15 protein-coding genes and 2 pseudogenes are annotated in these 18,967 nt (G+C 52.4%); 9 read left to right on the top strand and 8 right to left on the bottom strand.

What is annotated here, in order from left to right:
* Positions 1-359: 359 nt before the first annotated feature.
* The 5 genes from V6L79_RS18750 (at position 360) to V6L79_RS18725 (ending at position 5,987) form a co-directional block, all read left to right on the top strand.
* The gene (locus V6L79_RS18750; protein WP_019822702.1) at positions 360-794 is read left to right on the top strand and encodes a YeeE/YedE family protein; all 435 of its coding nucleotides are present in this window, start codon (positions 360-362) and stop codon (positions 792-794) included.
* Between the two features lie 2 nt (positions 795-796).
* Positions 797-1,219, top strand: a complete 423-nt coding sequence (locus tag V6L79_RS18745; RefSeq protein WP_037031739.1) for a DUF6691 family protein — start codon at positions 797-799, stop codon at positions 1,217-1,219.
* Between the two features lie 802 nt (positions 1,220-2,021).
* On the top strand, positions 2,022-3,554 hold the full coding sequence (locus V6L79_RS18735) for a diguanylate cyclase (protein WP_338579337.1): 1,533 nt from the start codon (positions 2,022-2,024) through the stop codon (positions 3,552-3,554).
* 288 nt (positions 3,555-3,842) lie between these two features.
* The gene (locus V6L79_RS18730; RefSeq protein WP_301462156.1) at positions 3,843-5,408 is read left to right on the top strand and encodes a PAS domain-containing methyl-accepting chemotaxis protein; all 1,566 of its coding nucleotides are present in this window, start codon (positions 3,843-3,845) and stop codon (positions 5,406-5,408) included.
* A gap of 369 nt (positions 5,409-5,777) precedes the next feature.
* A complete protein-coding gene (locus tag V6L79_RS18725; RefSeq protein ID WP_048350899.1) occupies positions 5,778-5,987 on the top strand; it encodes a hypothetical protein in 210 nt (69 codons plus the stop codon).
* Between the two features lie 43 nt (positions 5,988-6,030).
* On the opposite strand, the pseudogene V6L79_RS18720 reads toward V6L79_RS18725, so the two are convergent.
* From V6L79_RS18720 to V6L79_RS18705, 4 genes and pseudogenes are all read right to left on the bottom strand, one after another.
* A pseudogene (locus V6L79_RS18720) lies at positions 6,031-7,181 on the bottom strand (IS3 family transposase).
* Between the two features lie 133 nt (positions 7,182-7,314).
* Complete coding sequence (locus V6L79_RS18715) at positions 7,315-9,117, bottom strand: ADP-ribosylglycohydrolase family protein (protein WP_153328357.1); 1,803 nt, start codon at positions 9,115-9,117, stop codon at positions 7,315-7,317.
* Positions 9,118-9,125: 8 nt separating this feature from the next.
* On the bottom strand, positions 9,126-9,767 hold the full coding sequence (locus V6L79_RS18710; protein WP_153328359.1) for a DarT ssDNA thymidine ADP-ribosyltransferase family protein: 642 nt from the start codon (positions 9,765-9,767) through the stop codon (positions 9,126-9,128).
* A complete protein-coding gene (locus V6L79_RS18705; RefSeq protein WP_153328361.1) occupies positions 9,764-11,179 on the bottom strand; it encodes an AAA family ATPase in 1,416 nt (471 codons plus the stop codon). The genes V6L79_RS18710 and V6L79_RS18705 overlap by 4 nt, the downstream gene beginning before the upstream one ends.
* 630 nt (positions 11,180-11,809) lie before the next feature.
* Between V6L79_RS18705 and V6L79_RS18700 the strand changes: the two are divergent.
* Positions 11,810-12,663 (top strand): annotated as a pseudogene (locus V6L79_RS18700) (IS5 family transposase).
* Here V6L79_RS18700 and V6L79_RS18695 read toward each other — a convergent pair.
* Together V6L79_RS18695 and V6L79_RS18690 are read right to left on the bottom strand one after the other, a co-directional pair.
* Positions 12,647-13,195, bottom strand: coding sequence for a hypothetical protein (locus V6L79_RS18695; protein WP_338579336.1), 549 nt, complete (start codon positions 13,193-13,195; stop codon positions 12,647-12,649). The pseudogene V6L79_RS18700 and the gene V6L79_RS18695 overlap by 17 nt on opposite strands.
* Before the next feature lie 455 nt (positions 13,196-13,650).
* Complete coding sequence (locus V6L79_RS18690) at positions 13,651-14,547, bottom strand: DMT family transporter (protein WP_261738816.1); 897 nt, start codon at positions 14,545-14,547, stop codon at positions 13,651-13,653.
* Positions 14,548-14,645: 98 nt separating this feature from the next.
* Between V6L79_RS18690 and V6L79_RS18685 the strand changes: the two genes are divergently transcribed.
* Positions 14,646-15,983, top strand: a complete 1,338-nt coding sequence (locus tag V6L79_RS18685; protein WP_338579335.1) for a PLP-dependent aminotransferase family protein — start codon at positions 14,646-14,648, stop codon at positions 15,981-15,983.
* Positions 15,984-15,985: 2 nt separating this feature from the next.
* Here the strand turns inward: V6L79_RS18685 and V6L79_RS18680 are convergent, their stop codons facing one another.
* Positions 15,986-16,423 (bottom strand): Lrp/AsnC family transcriptional regulator, encoded by a 438-nt coding sequence (locus tag V6L79_RS18680; RefSeq protein WP_321837938.1) that lies wholly within the window; start codon positions 16,421-16,423, stop codon positions 15,986-15,988.
* 131 nt (positions 16,424-16,554) lie between these two features.
* On the opposite strand from V6L79_RS18680, the gene V6L79_RS18675 reads away from it, so the two are divergent.
* Both V6L79_RS18675 and V6L79_RS18670 read left to right on the top strand, forming a co-directional pair.
* The gene (locus tag V6L79_RS18675) at positions 16,555-17,448 is read left to right on the top strand and encodes a DMT family transporter (protein ID WP_321837937.1); all 894 of its coding nucleotides are present in this window, start codon (positions 16,555-16,557) and stop codon (positions 17,446-17,448) included.
* Between the two features lie 171 nt (positions 17,449-17,619).
* Positions 17,620-18,345, top strand: coding sequence for an HNH endonuclease signature motif containing protein (locus V6L79_RS18670; RefSeq protein ID WP_338579334.1), 726 nt, complete (start codon positions 17,620-17,622; stop codon positions 18,343-18,345).
* On the opposite strand, the gene V6L79_RS18665 is transcribed toward V6L79_RS18670, so the two are convergent.
* Complete coding sequence (locus V6L79_RS18665) at positions 18,317-18,808, bottom strand: hypothetical protein (protein WP_261738811.1); 492 nt, start codon at positions 18,806-18,808, stop codon at positions 18,317-18,319. The two genes, V6L79_RS18670 and V6L79_RS18665, sit on opposite strands and share 29 nt — an antisense overlap.
* Between the last annotated feature and the right edge of the window lie 159 nt (positions 18,809-18,967).

Here is an 18,967-nt window from a genome sequence, read left to right as displayed (position 1 = left end):
GGCTGACTTACGTTATGCGTTGTAACCACTTTGAGTAACTGCGTACGGTAATTTTTGCGATACCCAGAGGATCAATATTAATCGCCCCGGGTTTCTGAGGTATTCAGCAATCACTATTCGCCTAGAGATGCCCCTCCTGAAATGCGGCAACCAGCCAAAAGCGGACTGATCGAGCCTTGCCTCATCTTGTGTCCTTTTGAGGCTTCGATATCTCTAGGAGAGCCCGGGCGGATTCAGGGGCTGAAATCCTACACGGGTCTCGACAGGGTCTTTGATCGCCTTTAGGGGGAGCTCAGAATCTCAGGTGACACCTTTGAAATCCATGTCTTTTACCAGCACTTATATGCAGGAGATGCAAAATGAGCATTGATTGGATCAACTTCACGCCTTGGACTTCATTAGCTGGAGGCGCCTTGATAGGGCTGGCTGCTAGCTTGTTTGTTCTCGCGAATGGACGCATCGCCGGCATCAGTGGACTGCTTGGAAGCGTGCTGCGATTCGATAGTGAGGGTTGGAGTGAGAAGGCGTTATTTCTTCTTGGTCTACTGATTTCTCCGTTGTTGTGGGGAGCGTTTACCGTAATGCCAGAGATCGAGATTAAGGCAGGGTGGCCGACGCTGATCATTGCGGGCTTGCTTGTCGGAGTGGGTACTCGTTACGGATCTGGTTGTACAAGCGGCCATGGCGTTTGCGGGATCTCTCGACTCTCAGCACGATCCATCACGGCAACGATGTGCTTTATGTTTGCTGGCTTTGCAACGGTGTACGTCATCCGTCATGTGGTGGGAGCATGAAAATGATCAAGTTGACCGCCTTTTTTGCAGGACTGATCTTCGGCCTTGGTCTTCTCCTGGCAGGCATGGCGAATCCCGCCAAAGTATTAGCTTTTCTTGATTTGGCCGGGGCCTGGGATCCATCACTCGCACTGGTGATGGGTGGGGCCATCGCGGTGGCGATTATTCCCTTGAATTGGGCGCGCAAAAACAAACAATCCTTGTTGGGTGCCCCGATGCAGTTTCCAATGAAAAGGGAGTTGGATTCCCGCTTGATTGGCGGCAGCCTGTTGTTCGGTATAGGTTGGGGTCTTGCGGGGATCTGCCCTGGGCCAGCGTTAACAATTCTGCTTACAGGGCACGGCCAAATCATCATATTCGTATTGGCCATGTTGGCCGGAATGTACTTGTTTAACCTATTAGAACGTAGCGCACGACCCGATTAGGCTGAAACCGTGGACACGATACTGGGAGCACAGTCAGACTCTCAAACCTGCTGACCAGATCGATAACACGTATTTCCGGCCAATGAATATTTGATGTCCGGGCTGAACGATTCACAAGTCTTCATTTTCGCTGAGCGATTCTTGCTGGCCTGGAACCGAATAAAACTTTCGCTGATGGCGTTTAGCTTTTGATTGAACGATCCGGACTATGCTGCAAATTCCAATACCCAACTCGACCCTCGCGCAGAATCTGACAGCCAAAGCTGACCGATTGAAAAACCAAACAAGCACGCCTTCGTGACCGCTTTGCTGCTGATCTGCGGCTGTCAGTGCCACTCGATGTCACCGCCACAACCGGTTGTGACTGACCACAACTGCGGCGTGGTTTATTGCGCCCATAGAGCCCAACTTGACCGAGCTCATGCTAGACGAATCGTCGGCGACCATGGGCTGATCGCCCTGAAAACCTACCCAGGAAGTATCGGCAAGTAAAAAAAGGAGTGATGGAATCAACATGTTTTGGAGGTGCTGTCTTTAGATTCTGAACCAGTTAGTTGATCGAACCAAACAAAGCGCTATAAGGAGCTTGCCCCTTTAGCCTCAGTCTGTAGTTCGGGTTTTTGTACTATAATTACTCTAGGCGAAAGGGTTGGAGGTTGCAGCAAGTCTATTGTGCTGCTCTGTTTTTAAGGTCTAGTCAGATACTTTGATTAGCTGATGCTCAGGTGTCTAGGTATGTTGAATGATGTCACTAATCTGAATAGTTATCTTAATGGCTATTGGTCAGTAATGGAGGTTCAGATTGTACCAGCATCGTGCTACCAAAACGAAAGCGGGCTTAGCAGCCATCGCGTTTCTATTGATCACGCTCGTGCCTATGTGGGGCACGCTCCATGCTTGGCTTGATCAAGAGAACGTTTTGGTAGAAAAAGCTGCGGGTAGTGATGCTATGAATCTTGCCGTTGCATTCGATGTGCACGTTCAAAGCGTGGTTCGTTTTGTAGATACTTTAACTCAAGATTTGCGTGAGCATGCTGTTAAAGATCGTAATGATTTTGGGCGCATAGTTAAAGAGGAACTTGTACTTTATGGGAACATGGTTGCTCAAGTTGCGCTGATTTCTCCGGAGGGGATGCTAGTTTATTCGTCGCTAGCCCCAGCCTTTGGCGCGGTAGATTTGAGTGGTCGCGATCATTTTCGCGCCCATCGTTATAACCCTTCAAAAGATAAGTTATTTATTAGTAAGCCCGTGTTTGGCAGGGTTTCTGGTATTTGGTCTATACAGTTCACTCGACCAATAATTGAGGGTGATAAGTTCTCAGGGGTCGTGGTAGTGTCAATCCCTATGTCTTTCTTTTCGGATTTTTATAAAAAAATTAATGTTGGGACTAATGGTTTGATTGCTCTTGTAGGTATGGATCGTGTTCCTCGTGCAGTGGCATCAAAGGATAGTGGCGCTATTGATTTTGGCGAGCTATTGCTTTTGAAAAGTGCGCCATATTTTGTTAAGGAAGCGTTGCCTGAAGGGCTGTATAGAGGAATTAGTGCATTCGATGGGTCTGAGAGCTTGACCGCATACCGTCGTTTAGAAGACGCCGGCTTGGTTGTTCTTGTTCAGCTTTCACCTGAAGATTATTTGATGTCATCTGGTAAGCGTCATAGAGTGCTAATTTTCTGTGCAAGTGCTGTCACGATATTGCTACTGTCTTTTGCTTTGTTGATATATTCCACCGTGTGGCAGCATTTGAAGGATGCAAAAGCCCTCAAGCAGGCTCACAAAACTCTTCGGGAACTTGTAAATGTTGATATTTTAACTGGCGCACTGAGCAGGAGCCATTTTTTAGAAGTCCTTGAGAAGGAGTTCAGGGATTCAGAATCCTGCGGTACGAAGTTAAGCTTGATATTGATTGATATTGATTATTTCAAGCAAGTAAATGATACGTATGGGCATCCGATTGGAGATATTGTTCTGAAACAGGTGGTTGCTGTGTGTTGCACCGAACTTCGAGCACATGATAGTTTTGGGCGGCTAGGGGGGGAGGAGTTTGGTGTGATCCTCCCATGTACGGATGGGGCAAGCGCCGTCGGTGTTGCAGAGAAGTTACGGCTGGCGATTGAAAGTTCAAAGATTTCAACAAGTAAAAGTCTAGTTCGGGTGACTGTTAGCATGGGTGTAGCATTCGCGCTGCCCTCGGGAGATACCCCAAGTAAGTTAGTTGTTAGAGCGGATGATGCGCTTTACTGTGCAAAACAAGCTGGTCGTAACAGGGTCTGTTCTGCTCGTGGTAATGATGACGCTTCGCAAGTTACGACACTGTCGACAAATGACTCTTAGTGTTTGGCGGCAAGGTTAAGCGGATTGAATAAAGTAAGCGTGGCTTTTATTTTTCAAGGAAAGTTACAGCCTGCGCGAAGCGGCTATTTATTGGAGCTGTTTTACACCTTGGTCGTGTTGACGCGATGGAGGACTCATAGAGTTTGGTGGCAGCTTGTTCGTTGTTGCCAATGGGCCGCATTCCGAGCGCAGACGGATTACCAGGTGCAAAATACCCTATGGAAATACTTATTAAGCTTTTCATATTAGCTGCCGATACCCTTGACACAGGGCAAGGGATCTATCTAAATGAGAAACAATCAACCGGTCACGCAGCGCGAGATTGCCTTGGGAGCGCAACAAAAACTTATTTCTACAACTGATGCACGAGGTGTCATTACGTATTGCAATGATGCTTTTGTCGAGATCAGCGGTTTCAATAAGTCAGATCTAATAGGCGCGCCCCAAAATATCGTCCGACATCCCGATGTCCCCTCTGCCATATTTGCTCATATGTGGGGCGCTCTCAAACAAGGCCAGCCTTGGATGGGTATCGTAAAGAACCGAACTAGCAGTGGCGACCATTACTGGGTGAATGCTTATGTCACTCCAATTTTCGAGGGTAGCCAGGTAATTGGTTATGAATCGGTCAGGGTTAAGCCTACGACCGATCAAGTTCGACGCGCAGAGAACCTTTACAATCGCCTAAACCTAGGCAAGTCGGCTATCCCCAGCAGTGACAAATGGAAACCTATCCTCATGGACTGGCTACCACTTTTGGCTATGGGGCTAGTGGGCTCCTTAGGGGGAGTATTTTTCAGTACTTCTCTGGCATTAACCTTGGCGGTATTAATATCTGTTCTCTTCGGGCTGATTGTTTCGCGTCAGAAAAATCAAGGGGCGCTGCATCTGTTGAAAATGGCTGACCCCACAACCTCGGATCAGTTAATTGCACAGATGTATAGCGATGAGCGCGGCCCACAGGCGCGGCTTGAAACCGCATTTGTGAGCCAGGCATCGAGGCTCAAGACTTGCCTTACTCGTTTGCAAGACACCGCAGAGCAGCTCACTGGTCTGGCTGAAAGGTCGGATAACCTTGCCTCAGATAGCTCGCGCGGACTTGAACGTCAGCGAGTCGAGACTGAGCAAGTGTCAGCTGCAGTTAGTCAGATGGCTGCGACCACGCAGGAGGTCGCAACCCACGTTCAGAGAACCGCTAGCGCTACTCAAGAAGCCAATGAGCTAACAGGACGGGGCCGTGATGTAGCTCGAGATACACGTGAGGCCATCCAACGCCTCTCGATCGTTGTCGGAGAGACTGGCCAAGCGGTTGCACAGTTAGCTAAAGACAGCAATGAAATCGGAACGGTTGTCGATGTCATTAAAGGTATTGCCGATCAAACCAACTTGCTTGCTTTGAATGCCGCGATCGAAGCTGCACGTGCTGGAGATATGGGCCGAGGTTTTGCTGTGGTTGCAGACGAGGTGCGTCAGTTGGCACAACGCACCACTCAGTCAACTATTCAAATTCATAGCCTGATCTCCAAGCTGCAAACCTCGTCAAATAGTGCTGTTAAAACCATGGAGAATGGACATCGCCAAGCTGAAGAAGGAGTCGCCTGGGTACTAGAAGCTGACAAGGCATTGGTCGGTATTAGTGATGCGGTAGCTCACATTACTGATATGACCACCCAGATCGCCGCAGCGACTGAAGAGCAAACTGCCGTTGCAGAGGAGATTAGTCGCAACATTACGACCATCGCAAATCTTGCAGATCAAACATCTGAACAAGCAAGAAGCTCGGCAGAGCTCAGCAAAGAATTAACTCAAACAGCGACGACCCAGTACTCATTGGTCGAACGATTCAACCGGTAACAAACGAACCTTCTCTACAAAAGCCCGCTCTGTGCGGGCTCTCAATTGCGCTCTTAGCCTGGCTCTGATCTCAAGGTTTTGCGAGAGCAAATCCAAGGTTTAGAGGGGCTTGTTGATAGCGGTGCCAATCAGCTAACCCTCTCCCATGCTGAGCGCAAAGTGTCCCGGTTTCTGTCAGAAGCATTCGCCCAGTTACCGACGTGACTCGTGCTTACGCGTGGTAAATACCGCGAGCTGACTGGCAGGTTACTGCGCAAGGAAGCATGCAAGTGACCGATAACTGTCTTTGGCCAGCGACAGCTCTGGGTCGAGGCTGACTGTCAGTGGGCAACCGCTATACTGATTTGACTACTGAGAGGGCGGGTATTGATGAAGAGGACAATTCTGGGAATGACTGAGGCTGGCGAGCCGTTGATCTTAGAGGCCTTAGAAGCTCTGCGTCTTTATCGTGAGGCTAAAACTTTAGGCCGCCCACAAGAGGAAATTGATCAACTGAAAATATTGGCTGATTCGCTAGTCCAGACAGTAACCGATTATCAGCTTTTAGCGGCTGGTGCTGACTTCATAACGCTTCACTAGAAAGGATTACACTTGAGAAATGCATTGAATCGCCCCGGATTCTCTAGACACCTTGCAAGCTCATTGCGTAACGCTTTTCAAACTCTACCGGTGACAGCTGATTGTTGAAATCATGGCGGCGTTTTACGTTGTAGAACATCTCGATGTAATCGAACACATCACTACGAGCATCTTCCCGCACGGTATATATTTTTCGTTTGACCCGCTCCCGTTTCAGAAGTTGGAAAAAGCTCTCGGCCACGGCGTTATCATGGCAGTTGCCTCGGCGACTCATACTGGCAACCAAATTGTTTGCGCTCAAAAAGCTGCGCCAATCGGAGCTGCTGTACTGGCTGCCCTGGTCGGAATGAACCATCACCCCTTGCTTCGGTTTACGCCTCCAAACCGCCATCAACAACGCATCAATAGCCAAATCACTGGTCATCTGCGCCTTCATTGACCAGCCAATGACCTGACGAGAAAACAGATCCAGCACCACCGCCAAATACAACCAGCCTTCATACGTACGAATGTAGGTGATGTCGGTTACCCAAACCTTGTTGGGTTCCACGACATCGAACTGGCGCCTCAGCAAATTGGGTGAGGCGACCGCCGGCTTACCGCCGTACTTTCCAGGGCGGCGTCTATAACCTGTCTGAGAACGGAGACCTTCAAGACGCATCAGCCTCGCCACACGATGACGACCACAATCCTCACCGACCTCGCTCAGATCGTCATGGATTTTACGATAACCATAAACGCCTCCGCTCTCCAACCATGAGTGCTTGATCAAACCTAGCAGTCGCTGGTCGTCTTTAGCGCATGCAGATTGTGGCTCAGACAACCAGATGTAATAACCGCAGGGATGGACTTTCAGCGTCAGGCAAAGCCGTCGAATGGAATAGTCGCCGGCTCGCTGCTTGATAAAGGCCTACTTCAACCGCACTCCTTGGCAAAGTACGCGGCGGCCTTTTTTAATATGTCTCGCTCTTCAGTGACGCGCTTGAGTTCCGTTCGCAGACGACGCAGTTCAGCGTGCTGATCATCATCCTGCTGCCGTTCTTCTTGAGGTTTGCTGTAGCGCTTTATCCAGGCATAGAGGCTATGCGTCGACACGCCGAGACGCGCCGCTACATCAGCGACAGGCAGCTTCTTTTCGGTCACTTGATTGACTGTTTGGATTTTGAATTCTTCGGGATAACGTGGGTTGCTCATAGCACCTCCTGATTGGCCTCATTTTAAGGCATGAAGGTGTCTACGAAACTAGGGGCTATTCATCCAGCATTTGCATCCTGGATGACCTGGATCCCCAATGACGAGGATCCCCAACGAATTCTTCCTGAGTCAGTCAGGCCTGCTCTTTACGTTTGCTGCGCAGACGCGCCACACGTGCCTTAGCGATGATCGATGAGTAGGCCACACATAGATAAATCCCATTGGGGAATTCAGAAAGGTCTAACAAGTGCTGGCCTATGACCGTTGGATCAAATGTCTTGATCGCCTCATTGGTCAGTGCATCCAGGTCGGGCGGGGCGATGCTGTCTTGTGTCTGGCCACCGTAGTGGTGACTGCCAGGCTCAAGAGATCCCGTCTCGCGCGGAGCGACGTAGTCAGCATGCGCCGTGGGTAGTATCGGTTGTACAGGCTGTACCGACTCTAAAGGAGGGGCACTCACCTCGGGCAATACATTATGGCGTTGAATAGGCGCTTCAACGGCTGGTTGTTTCTCACTGACCGTAGTGGGCTCATCAAACATATCGACCGTATTACTCACCGGGGGCGATGCCTTCCGAGTTTCGATTACGGCATCTTCGTTACCTAATAGTGCAGGGCGACAGCGAATGAGCAATGTCTGACCCCAATCACCCGTAAACCATTGCCACACTGCCGACTTTTGTTTGCCGGAGAAGATTCGGCCAGACGGTTTAACCTTACCCAAGCCCAAGAGTTCGAGGCCTGCTGGAGTGGCTTCCAACGAATCAATCACAGCCCTAGGGGCTTGCCAATAGAGCATGTCTGGGTAGGTAAAGCTCTCAGCACGTCCACCTTGACTGATAGCGTACAGGCGCTTTGCTTCTTGGCGCAGGTAAGTTTCATCTTGGATTTCACCCAAGCATCTGACATCTGGGTGTGCAGCGCCTATCAATGCACCCGCCATGGTCGCGATCGTATCAGTATCGCTGTTAAGCAAATTGACTACCTGCTCAATGATCTCCTGGGAGCCTACTCGCTGGCCCAGAAGTGCTGCGACGTTTGCGAACAGGGCACATTTGAGTCCTGAGCCTCTTTCTTCGGCGCTCAGTCCCTTGTCGCTGGTGACTATCTCAACATAGAGCTCAGCAGGTGATGCCGATTTGTTGGCCAGGCAATTAACCGCGTTACCAACAGAAGCTTCCCATTCAGCCGCAACCTGATCCACAGCAATTTGAAGCGACGTGTTACTAGCCTTTTCCCACGTAGGCGCCCAGAACGTTGCGAGCTCCGAGTCGCTTCTGATTAGAGAAGGGATACTCCGGATATCGGATGTAAATTGGAACCACTCTGTTTCATTGGGCACACGCCCGTGTTGGAATACGTGGGCTAGAGAAACTGCATGCACAACAGCCCCCGCGATACCCCGCATGTGTCCATGAGTACAAATGGCGTTACGGATGACATCAACCAGATACGAAGGCTTGTTTGTAACGTCTGCAGCGGCCCATACGTGAGGTTGGACGCGCATCGCTGCACCGTTGCCGCCGCCATTCACATACCCGTTGAAGAAGTTGCTGAACCAGTTCGTGCTCCGATTGCAGAGTGAGCTCGCTGCTGACTTGCTTCCTCGTCCGGCTCCCAGCGCATAGACCTGCCAAATAGGCAGTTCTATTTTGGCAAATGCCTCTACATCAAAATATCCTTGACCTGAGATCGCGCGACTGGTCGAAAGACGCAGTTGAGTATCGTCTGAATAGCTTCCTGCAGGAAGGACGACCTGAGCGCCGAATCTTCCGCCGATAATCCTCTGCCATTGCTCCGTTCTGGTTGAGCGTGGCTGACCGAGTCGTTCGCTGACAAGGTTTTCGGAAGCGAGCTCCGTCGGGAATCCCATGGCGTCGCCGTAGGCTGCCCATAGCGCCGATGAAATTGTGCGTTGCAGCCTATTTTCTGACATTGCTCTACTCACCTGATCCTTTCAAACAGCTCTGGCCTAACCACTACGTTGACAGGGGAATGCCCCGTTGCAGCCATCTGACCCGCTAGCTCGTCACTGTCATTGTCGCAACGCACGTAGATACGTTGCAAATGGTCTGTCGACAGTTCTTGGGGATACAGGATCTCGGCTTGGTTGCAGGTCGGGAGATTACTCGGATGATTGGCGGAACGATGTGAGTAATTTGCTAGGTACTGATGAATTGGGGTCTGGAATATGGCTTCCAACCCTTCAGGGCCCTTTGCACGCTCGACGTTGGTATAGATGTTGTTCGTCGTCGTGAACCAGACATCATCGTGAAGCAGTATTTCAGGCGTGAAATCCAGAATGCACCAGAAAAAATCCTTCTCCTTATGCCAGCTACCGGAGCACGTTCTGAAGAACGCGGTATTGATTTGGCTGACGGAAAGGTTGGCATAATCCAGCCAGGCCCGATCCTTGTCTCGGTAGCGCGCATTAGGTTGGAAGATGTGCTTGAGCTGTTGATCTGCGTTAAGGCGCTGGCGAGATTTGAGCGCCCTTGATGCAAAGAGCCCAAGGGAGCCGCGATTGGTGGTGAAGTGGAGGATGGACTCGATGCCTCGCTCCGCAATCAGCTGCTGAATAGTCATACGTCCCGGCCTTCATACAGATCATCATCTACGAAATGCATAATGTCCGGCGCATCGGATGGCTTGAATCCAATCAGGACGCTTTCCCTGGCCCTTCCCACGCCCATTGCGACCAGGCGGCGCAGCCGCGCTGATGGTTCGTGTTCTGCCACATCGATTTGATCCTCATCATCAGGCATGTCTACCTGAAGAACAGAACCGTCCAGGCCTATCATGATGACGTGATCGAACTCCAAGCCCTTACTGGAGTGCAGCGTACACAATGCGATGTTCTCAGGCCCCTCTGGCCATACAGGAGAGCCGGTCAGATTGACGAAGGGCAGACCCGCACGATTCAGAGCGGGTATCAGATCCCGAAACCAGCCTTTGTAGTGCAAAAACGCTACAGATTGTTGGGTGAGATCAATGTCGCGAAGGAACTCTATCGCTCCGCGTACCTGATTCGGGTACGAGCCTCTCAAGACGATCGGTTTCGGCCCATCAGCCCTTGCGGTAGCGTAATTTGGCATCGTCCCGTTATCGTCGATCAGGAGCCCTGTGAGCATGGCACTCGCGAACCGAGCAATCTGACGGGTGTTCCGGTAGTTGGTCTGCAGGGTATGGCTCTTTTCCGGGCGCAGACTTACCCCGACCTCAACCCACGTGAAGTTGCGTGAATAGATGCGTTGAGCACTATCGAGTACGAAGGTCACTGAGGCGTCCGCCGAGCGCTGATTGAGCACCGCTCGTACCTCATTTGCCGAGAAATCCTGGGTCTCGTCCACCACGATTACGTCGTATTGCTCAAGCTGAGTGTTGCTTAGGTCGCACGCCAGATCCCCCCAATCTACCCGTTCATGCTCTGCTTTGAATCCAAGATAGGGTCGGATGACGAGCTCAAGGAGCTGCTGCCTGGCCGGACGTTCCATCCGAGGCGTCACGCCTCGTCCATCTCGGCGTGCAGACAAGTAGTCGTCCAATTCATCAATGTGGAAACGACCAAGAACGTACTGAGCTTCCTCAACAACGAATTCAGACTCAAGCCCTGCGGCAGCGGCGAGTCGGCGGAGATGGGCTGATGCAACTTCCAGATCGAGAATGTTCCGGGCGCCGGTCAAACGCTGGGCCCATTTGTTGAAGGTGGCTATTTCCAGCGAAATGAGAGGCTCTTGACCCAGTTGCCGCTCGGTGAGTTCGTTTATGTAGCCACGAAGCGTTCTGTTGAACGTCAGTACCAAGACTTTCACAGGTCGGGGTTCAGCCTGCCGCCGCGCGCGATTTAAATAGAACGCCACGCTGGTGCGCAGCTTGAGGAGGGCTGTAGTCGTCTTCCCACTTCCTGCGGCTCCTCGAATCACATCAACGCCAGATGTGACTCGGGAAAACAGCGCAAGCTGCTCAGCCGTGGGTATAACGTCGATCAGCGCCTTCATCTGTCTATTCCATCCGTGGGGAAGCTCGAATCCTATCAGGTAATAGTGGCGTTACAATGGCGCATATCAATATTTTGTAAAATCGAAGGATTCGATCAGTTTGTAGCGTCCGAATCGCCGCCAGATGTCAAATGTGGATTTGTGCTACGAAATGTAGCCATGGATGTAGATGGCGATTGAGGCTGAGGCGACGGCAGTGCTGAGTAGGCCTTAGAAGGCTCGCACACCATCGCCAAACGTGCCACCTGGGCCAGGCTCAAGCAGGCAGTCAGGTGAGCATCTATTTCACGAGGAGCGCGACATTGTAGCCGCGTCAATTCCTCGGTGATGCATAGCCCGGCTCGTCACTGCCGTTGTTCTCGGAAATTCGCCAGTTGGTCTCAAGTGGGATGACCGGACTATGTTGATACCTCCCGAAGGGCGATTGTTCGTCGTGAGGAGGGAGCCGAAACCAATGCTCCCTCTCGAGCAGCTCTGGAAAGCGTTTGAAGACGGTCAGGTGATGCAAGGGGATGGTTTGAATGTAGGCATGGAGATTACCTAGATCGATGAACACCCTAGGCTCTGTACGTAAACCCAAGAAATACGATTTTCTGTAAAATACACCGCCATTAAAGCCAGGAGGCCAAGATGGCAAAGCGGTATGAACTCCCCGACGCAGCCTGGGATCTGGTTGCAGATATCTTCACCAAAAATCAGCGCACCGGGCGCCCTCGGGCCGATGATCGCCTGATGCTAAACGGTATTCTCTGGGTGCTTTGCTCTGGCGCAGCCTGGCGAGACATGCCCGAACGATTCGGCCCTTGGTCAACGATCTATCAACGGTTCCGGGGATGGCGTGATTGCGGAGCTTTTGATCAGATGCTCAAGCGTCTTCATATCCGATTGAATGAGCAGGGTTTGATTGACTTGGAAACATGGATGATCGACTCCACTGCCGTACGAGCAACCCGGGCCTCATCAGGTGCCGGGAAAAAAGGGGATTTGAAGAACCGCAAGACCACGCGCTCGGGCGCAGCCGGGGTGGCCTGACGACCAAGATTCACATGCTGTGCGACGCCAATGGTGTGCCTCTGCGTTTCCTGTTGTCAGGCGGACAAGCCAGCGATATAGCCTATGCCCAACCGCTACTCGATCAGGCTTGCATACCCAGCCTGCGCGGTCGCCCACGCAAGCGTTGCCGCTGGTTGCTGGCTGACAAGGGTTACGACGCTGAAGCGCTGCGCCAGTATTGTGATCGTTATCGCATGCAGCCAGTCATTCCGTTGCGAAGCATGAAGCGCAAAACCAAGCCAGGATTGCCTCGACTTTTTGATCGCCCCAAATATCGGCAGTGCAACATCATCGAACGCATGTTTGGCTGGCTGAAGGAGAACCGTCGCATCGTGACGCGCTTCGACAAGCTCGCAACAAGTTTTGCGGCGATGGTCTCATTGGCCTGCGCTATGCGGTGCTTGCGACAATACTTTACGTACAGAGCCTAATAGTTCTGGGTGGGGGCGGTGAGGCAGTTGGGGGATGTTCCATGGTTGCTGGCGTTGTGACCGTGTTGTCATTTTCAAGCGCTGCTGTTATTGGGGCTGAAGGCGATGTTTCGCTGACGTTTGGGCCACTCTCGGTCGCCGTGTTATCGGGCAGTTCGTATGGAGGTTCATGCCCATGCGTATCGGCGTTATTTTCACTGGATGTTTTTTCTATTGTTAATAACAAAACAACGCCGCGTCGGGGCAATGTTTTTAACACGGATCTGTCGAGTCCAACTTCCGAGAGATAATGCCTGAGGGTGTGAAGCGCCTTGTAGTAACTGCTGTCCGATACGATCAGACCACGATCTCCCCAGACGCGTCGGATTAAATCTTCTTTGTCAGTCACGCCCTCGATCAGGGCTAATAGCAAATGGCCTTCATTGCTGGTGAGGGTAGTTTGCAGGGGAGAGTTACGCAGTAAAAGCTTCTCATGATCATAGGTGCATTTGACCGTAGTTAATGCTGTTGAAGTTTCACGGTCGCCCTGCATCTTATGTACCTTTGATATTTTCCTGTACAAGAAGATCATAGAGGTACGCTATGAGTCAAGTCTGCTTGTAGGAAATTTCCTATCCGTCTCGTTGGGTCGTTTGTTTGGGGTGCTCAAAAGTTGAAAGTAAGTTTGAGTAAGGTGTTTTAAGGCGGGGAGGTATTGTGAGTAAGGTGGGGTGAGGCATTTAATGGGCAGAGTGGTTATATTGAAAGCTTATTTTTTAATCTAAAATTGAGCGTCGTTACGTTTGATATATGTGAACTAAGGTGTGATGTTGTGACGCATGTTTTTTCAGTGATGGTGCTTGTGTTTAGTTTCGGTCTCACCGGTTGTACTGCCAGTGATTGGATTCACGCGGCGGGGAGTGTCATGCACGCTCAGGAGGCCTACGATAAAAAGTCGCGCGGCGACAGAATCAAAAGAGCCAATTCAGCGGCTGCGCGTATAAACCGTTAGCGGGCAAACTTCCTGGCCGCAATCACACACATAATCACCACCGCAGTAACGCCAAACATGCCCATGCTTACCGTTTCATGCAGCACTGTGGCTGCCAGCGCCAATCCAAAAAAAGGTTGCAGAAGTTGAAGCTGGCCAACTGCAGCAATCCCGCCTTGGGCCAGCCCTCGATACCAAAATACAAAACCAATCAACATGCTGAAGACTGATATGTAGGCCAAGCCAAACCAGGCGGGAGGGCTGATGCCTGTGAATGAAGTGGGGGCCCACAGCCATGCCAGTGGTGCCATCAGCGGTAGCGAGAGCACCAGTGCCCAGGAAATCACCTGCCAACCGCCCAGCGTGCGGGACAGCTTGGCTCCTTCGGCATAACCAAGGCCACATATCAGCACTGCCAGCAGCATCAGGATGTCACCTTCGGGGGCAGCCGTAAGGCCCTGGGAGAAGGCGTAGCCCACCACAAAAGCGCTGCCCAGGACTGAAAACAACCAGAATGCTGGCCTGGGTCGTTCCCCTCCGCGCATTACAGCGAAAGCTGCTGTGGAAAGTGGTAACAGGCCCAGAAACACAATGGTATGTGCCGATGTCACATGTTGCAGGGCTAGCGCTGTCAGCAGGGGGAAGCCGATTACCACGCCAGAGGCCACGATCAGCAGGGGTAGCAGATGGATGCGCTGCGGCCGTCTGGCCTTGAACAGCCCAAGCAAGGCTAACGCAAGCACACCAGCAATACTGGCGCGTGCCAGGGTCAGAAACACCGGATCAAACTCCAGCACCGCCACCTTGGTCGCGGGCAGTGAAGCGCTGAAAATAACCACGCCGATGAACCCGTTGATCCAGCCACTCAGGTTCTTTTCAGAGGTGGGGTTTTGCAGGTTTGAGGTACGTTCCATCGAGTCTCACACTCAAGGCTGATCGGGGGATTGCATGCAGCACATCCTATGGCTGATGATTAATGACAATCAAAATATTGTCATGGATACAAAGCCCGATGTCTCGATCCCGCTACAAGTCGCTGGTTGACGCATTTGCAGTTGATATCCGCTCAGGGCGATTGCCTCCGGGCACGCGCTTGCCCACTCACCGCCAGCTTGCCGCCAGCGAAGGGTTGGCGCTGGTCACGGCAAGCCGGGTTTATGCAGAACTTGAGGCCATGGGATTGGTCAGCGGAGAAACCGGGCGTGGCACCTTTGTCAGGGAGACCTCGTTGCCTCCCGGTCATGGTATCGACCAGCCCGACGTGACAGCCGGGATGCTCGACCTCAACTACAACTATCCCTCCTTGCCTGGCCAGGCCGACATGCTGCGCACCGCCTTGCGGCAATTGGCGTTGTCTGGCGACCTGGAGTCGTTGTTACGCTACCAGCCCCATGGCGGCCGCTTGCATGAGCGGGCATCGGTGGCGCGGCACTTGAGCGCGTGCGGGCTGAATGTACCTGGCGAACAGGTATTAATCGTCAATGGCGCGCAGCACGGATTGACCGTGGCGTTGATGGCACTGTTACAGCCCGGCGATGTGATCGCGGTCGATGCCTTGACCTACCCAGGCTTCAAGGCTCTGGCGCTCGCATTGCATCTTGAAATCCTGCCGATTCCAACCACAGAAAGCGGCCCGGATCTGGAGGCCCTCGCCAAGCTCTGTCGCAGCCGCTCGGTGCGTGCGGTGTATTGCATGCCGACTTTGCATAACCCGTTGGGTTGGGTGATGAGCCTTGAGCAGCGAGAGCAGTTGGTCGCGATTGCTCGCAAGCATGACCTGCATATTATCGAAGACGCGGCCTACGCGTTTTTGGTCGAAAACCCTCCGATACCTTTGGCCGAATTGGCGCCGGAAAGGACGGTCTACGTTTCTGGATTTTCCAAAAGTGTCGCAGCAGGCTTGCGCGTAGGTTTTATCGTCGCGCCTGCGGAAAAAGTCGGGGTTCTGGAGCGAATCATCCGGGTCACCGCCTGGAATGCACCTGGCGTGATGACAGCGATCACCAGCGCTTGGCTCGACGATGGCACTGTAAGCCGCCTGGAAGCACAGAAGCGCAAAGACGCACAAGCACGGCAGCTTATCGCTGACGAACTATTGGCCGGGATGCACACTGTTCGCCACCCTTCGTCCTACTTTGTCTGGCTGCCTTTATCGGAGGATGCCAGAGCGGATCAGGTCGCGGCGGCATTACTGCGCGAACAAGTATCGGTCTCCACCGCTCAGCCGTTTGCGACATCAGCCCATGTACCCCATGCCATCAGGCTGGCGCTGGGATCGGTGGGCATGGCTTCACTGCGTGAAGGCCTGGCAAAAGTGAGGCGGGTGGTTGAGGCCCATGCCTGGGCGTGAACTTATGCCATGGGCGGCAAGCGGCGCTTTACCGGGCTCTTCTTGATAATCGCCGTATTGGTTTCGGCGTATGCATTCAGCTCATCGAGCAGGCTGTCCAATTGCTCGATTGAACGGACATGCAAGCGGGCGATAAAGCAGTCTTCCCCCGTGACCTTGTCGCATTCGGTGAACTGCGGGGTGTTCTGGATCTGGCGTTCTACCTCCTGCAACTGGCCGGGTAGCGGCCGAATCCGGATGATCGCCTGGAGCTGATAACCGAATGCCTTGGGATCAATATCCACGGTATAACCAGTGATCACTTTGCGCTCTTCCAGCTTGCGTATCCGCTCGGCGACGCTGGGCGAGGACAACCCGCTGATGCCAGCGAGGGTCTTCAGGGAGCTACGTGAATCTTCCATCAAGGCACTAATCAAAAGCTGATCAATCTCGTCGTTCATTTCTTGCTCCTTAGGCAAAATCGGCAGAATGCCTCAACACTAAAGGCAAATATACCGACTCGCCTTTTTTGGATTATGGAGCTGCCTGTGTCGGGATTGCCATACTGTTTCCTACTTTAAAGGGGGCAGTTATGGACAAGACAATGCAACGCGGTTCGCTGGAAATGGTCGCCGCCATGTTGATCTCCGGGACAATTGGCTGGCTGGTTCTGCTCTCCGGGCAAGCGGTGCTGGATGTAGTGTTTTGGCGCTGTGTATTTGGTGCAGCCACGTTGCTGGTGATCTGTGGACTGATGGGGTTTCTGCGCCCCGGTTTGTTGAATCGCCATACCTTTGGATTGATCGTGCTGAGCGCAGTGGCCATCGTCGCCAACTGGGTGCTGTTGTTTGCTTCCTACTCACGCGCCTCCATTGCCATCGGCACCGCCGTGTACAACGTCCAACCGTTTATTCTGCTTGGTTTGGCGGCGTTGTTTCTCGGCGAAAAAATCACCCTGCAAAAACTGGCCTGGCTGGCGGTGTCCTTCGTCGGAATGCTGGCCATCGTCAGCGCTCATCAGGGGCAAGGGGAGAGCGGCAATCAGTACTTGCTGGGGATTGCCTTGGCATTGAGCGCAGCGTTGATGTATGCCGTGGCCGTACTGATCATCAAACGTCTGCGCGGAGTGCCGCCGCACCTGATCGCGCTGATCCAGGTCAGCACCGGAGTACTGCTGCTGGCTCCAATGGCCAATTTCAGCGAGCTACCAGCTGGCACACAGGCCTGGAGTTCTTTACTCACTCTTGGTGTAGTCCATACCGGCTTGATGTACGTACTTCTCTACGGAGCAATCCAGAAACTGCCCACGGCACTGATCGGAGCACTGAGCTTTATCTACCCCATAGCTGCAATTTTTGTCGACTGGTTTGCCTTTGGCCATCGGCTGGGGTTGCTGCAATGGGTGGGTGTTGTGGCGATTTTGGTTGCCGCGGCAGGGATTCAGTTGGGGTGGCGAGTGGGTGGGAGGCGGGTTGTGGTTCAGTAAAGGATTAAGCGCTCGGCATCTCGACTCTTTCCTACGGCAGGCACATTCTGCTTACGTTGTCGGGTAAATTTCCCTACCGTGTGTGCCTACGTGCAGATTCATAAGGATAGGGTGATGTCGGGCGGATGGAGTGACAAGGAGCTAGCGGCGTCGGTTGAGGCATACCGGGCAATGTTGGAAAAGCAGGCAGCAGGACAAAAGTTTGTTAAGGCTCATATTTATCGTGGCTTAGCCGAGCGTTTTGGTCGCGATGAGGGGGCTTTTGAACGCCGAATGCAAAACATCTCCGCCATCTATGATGCGAGGGGCCTGGAGTGGGTTAAAGGACTAAAGCCGCAAAAAAATATCGGTACAGCCATCAAGTCTATATTGATTGAAATGATTGATTCGCTACCGGGCCTCAGCCCAGCAGCTCAGGAGCTGGCAGTAGCCGAAACCCAAGCCGAACTAGAACACGCCTTCGATCCCCAAAATATTGAAGACGCGAGAAACCGAGTGGCTGCAAGTATTGTTCGTCGTCGCGGGCAGGCTGCGTTTCGTAAGAAGTTATTGGCGGCTTATGCCGAGCGCTGCGCAATCACAGGCTGCGATCAACCGGAAGTGCTGGAGGCTGCGCATATTCATCCCTATAGGGGGCAGCAGACCAATGCCGTCGCCAACGGTGTCTTGCTTCGCGCCGATCTGCATACGTTGTTCGATTTGTATCTGATTGCCATTGAACCAGACACTCGCCTTATTCGCTTGGCTCCGGCGCTGAGTAAATCGGACTACGCCCAATACGAAGGCATGCCACTCAATACACCAGTATCGCCCTCAGCGATGGCCAGTACTGAAGCGTTGCAGTGGCATGCGGATCGTTGCTCCTGGCTTAAATCCCCGAGCGACTCATCGGACTGATCATCCGCACTCCCAAACTCAGGGCCTGGGTCACCAGTGCTCTGAGGTCCGCTGTGTTTTCGTCCTTGATGCTCTGCGCCAGCTTTTCGCCGAGGGTGGGGGCGGTATCTGTGCCTTCAGGGTAGGCGCGCAAAATCAGTAGCCCGCTGTTGGTCAGTACTACTTCGTAGAACGCAACGCCTGACATGCCGTCGAAGTGGATATAGCCGATGTCGGCCAGCCATTTGACGGTGGCCAGAAACAGGTTTTCTTCTTTCTCCAAGGCTTCGCGGTTGCTGTCGCCAAGGGTTTTGTAGTCGATAAAATGCTCGGCAGTGAGGGTGATAGGCAAAGGGAAGTTGCGGTACAGATGGCCCAGGATCAATCCGGTATAGCAGTCGAACAGTTCAATATTGTTGGACGGCAAGGCGGTGAATGAATGGACGTTCTTGTCTTTGAGGTGACTGGCTAATCCTTTGAACATGCGAACCTCTGTCAGTTGAGTCTGTTTGCCGTGACTGAAAAAACTTACCCATTGGTATAGCACAGCCACAATCATCGAACCTGACTTGCAGCAATTGTTACAAGGTTATGCAGAGAGATGGGAAAAAGCCTAAAAAATCAGATGGATAACTGGCTATTT

Origin of the sequence: Pseudomonas sp. ML2-2023-6 (genome assembly GCF_037055265.1) — a bacterium.
Lineage (GTDB): Bacteria > Pseudomonadota > Gammaproteobacteria > Pseudomonadales > Pseudomonadaceae > Aquipseudomonas > Aquipseudomonas kulmbachensis.
Note: the sequence above shows the minus strand (reverse complement) of the source record. Positions and strands in the feature narration are given on the sequence as shown.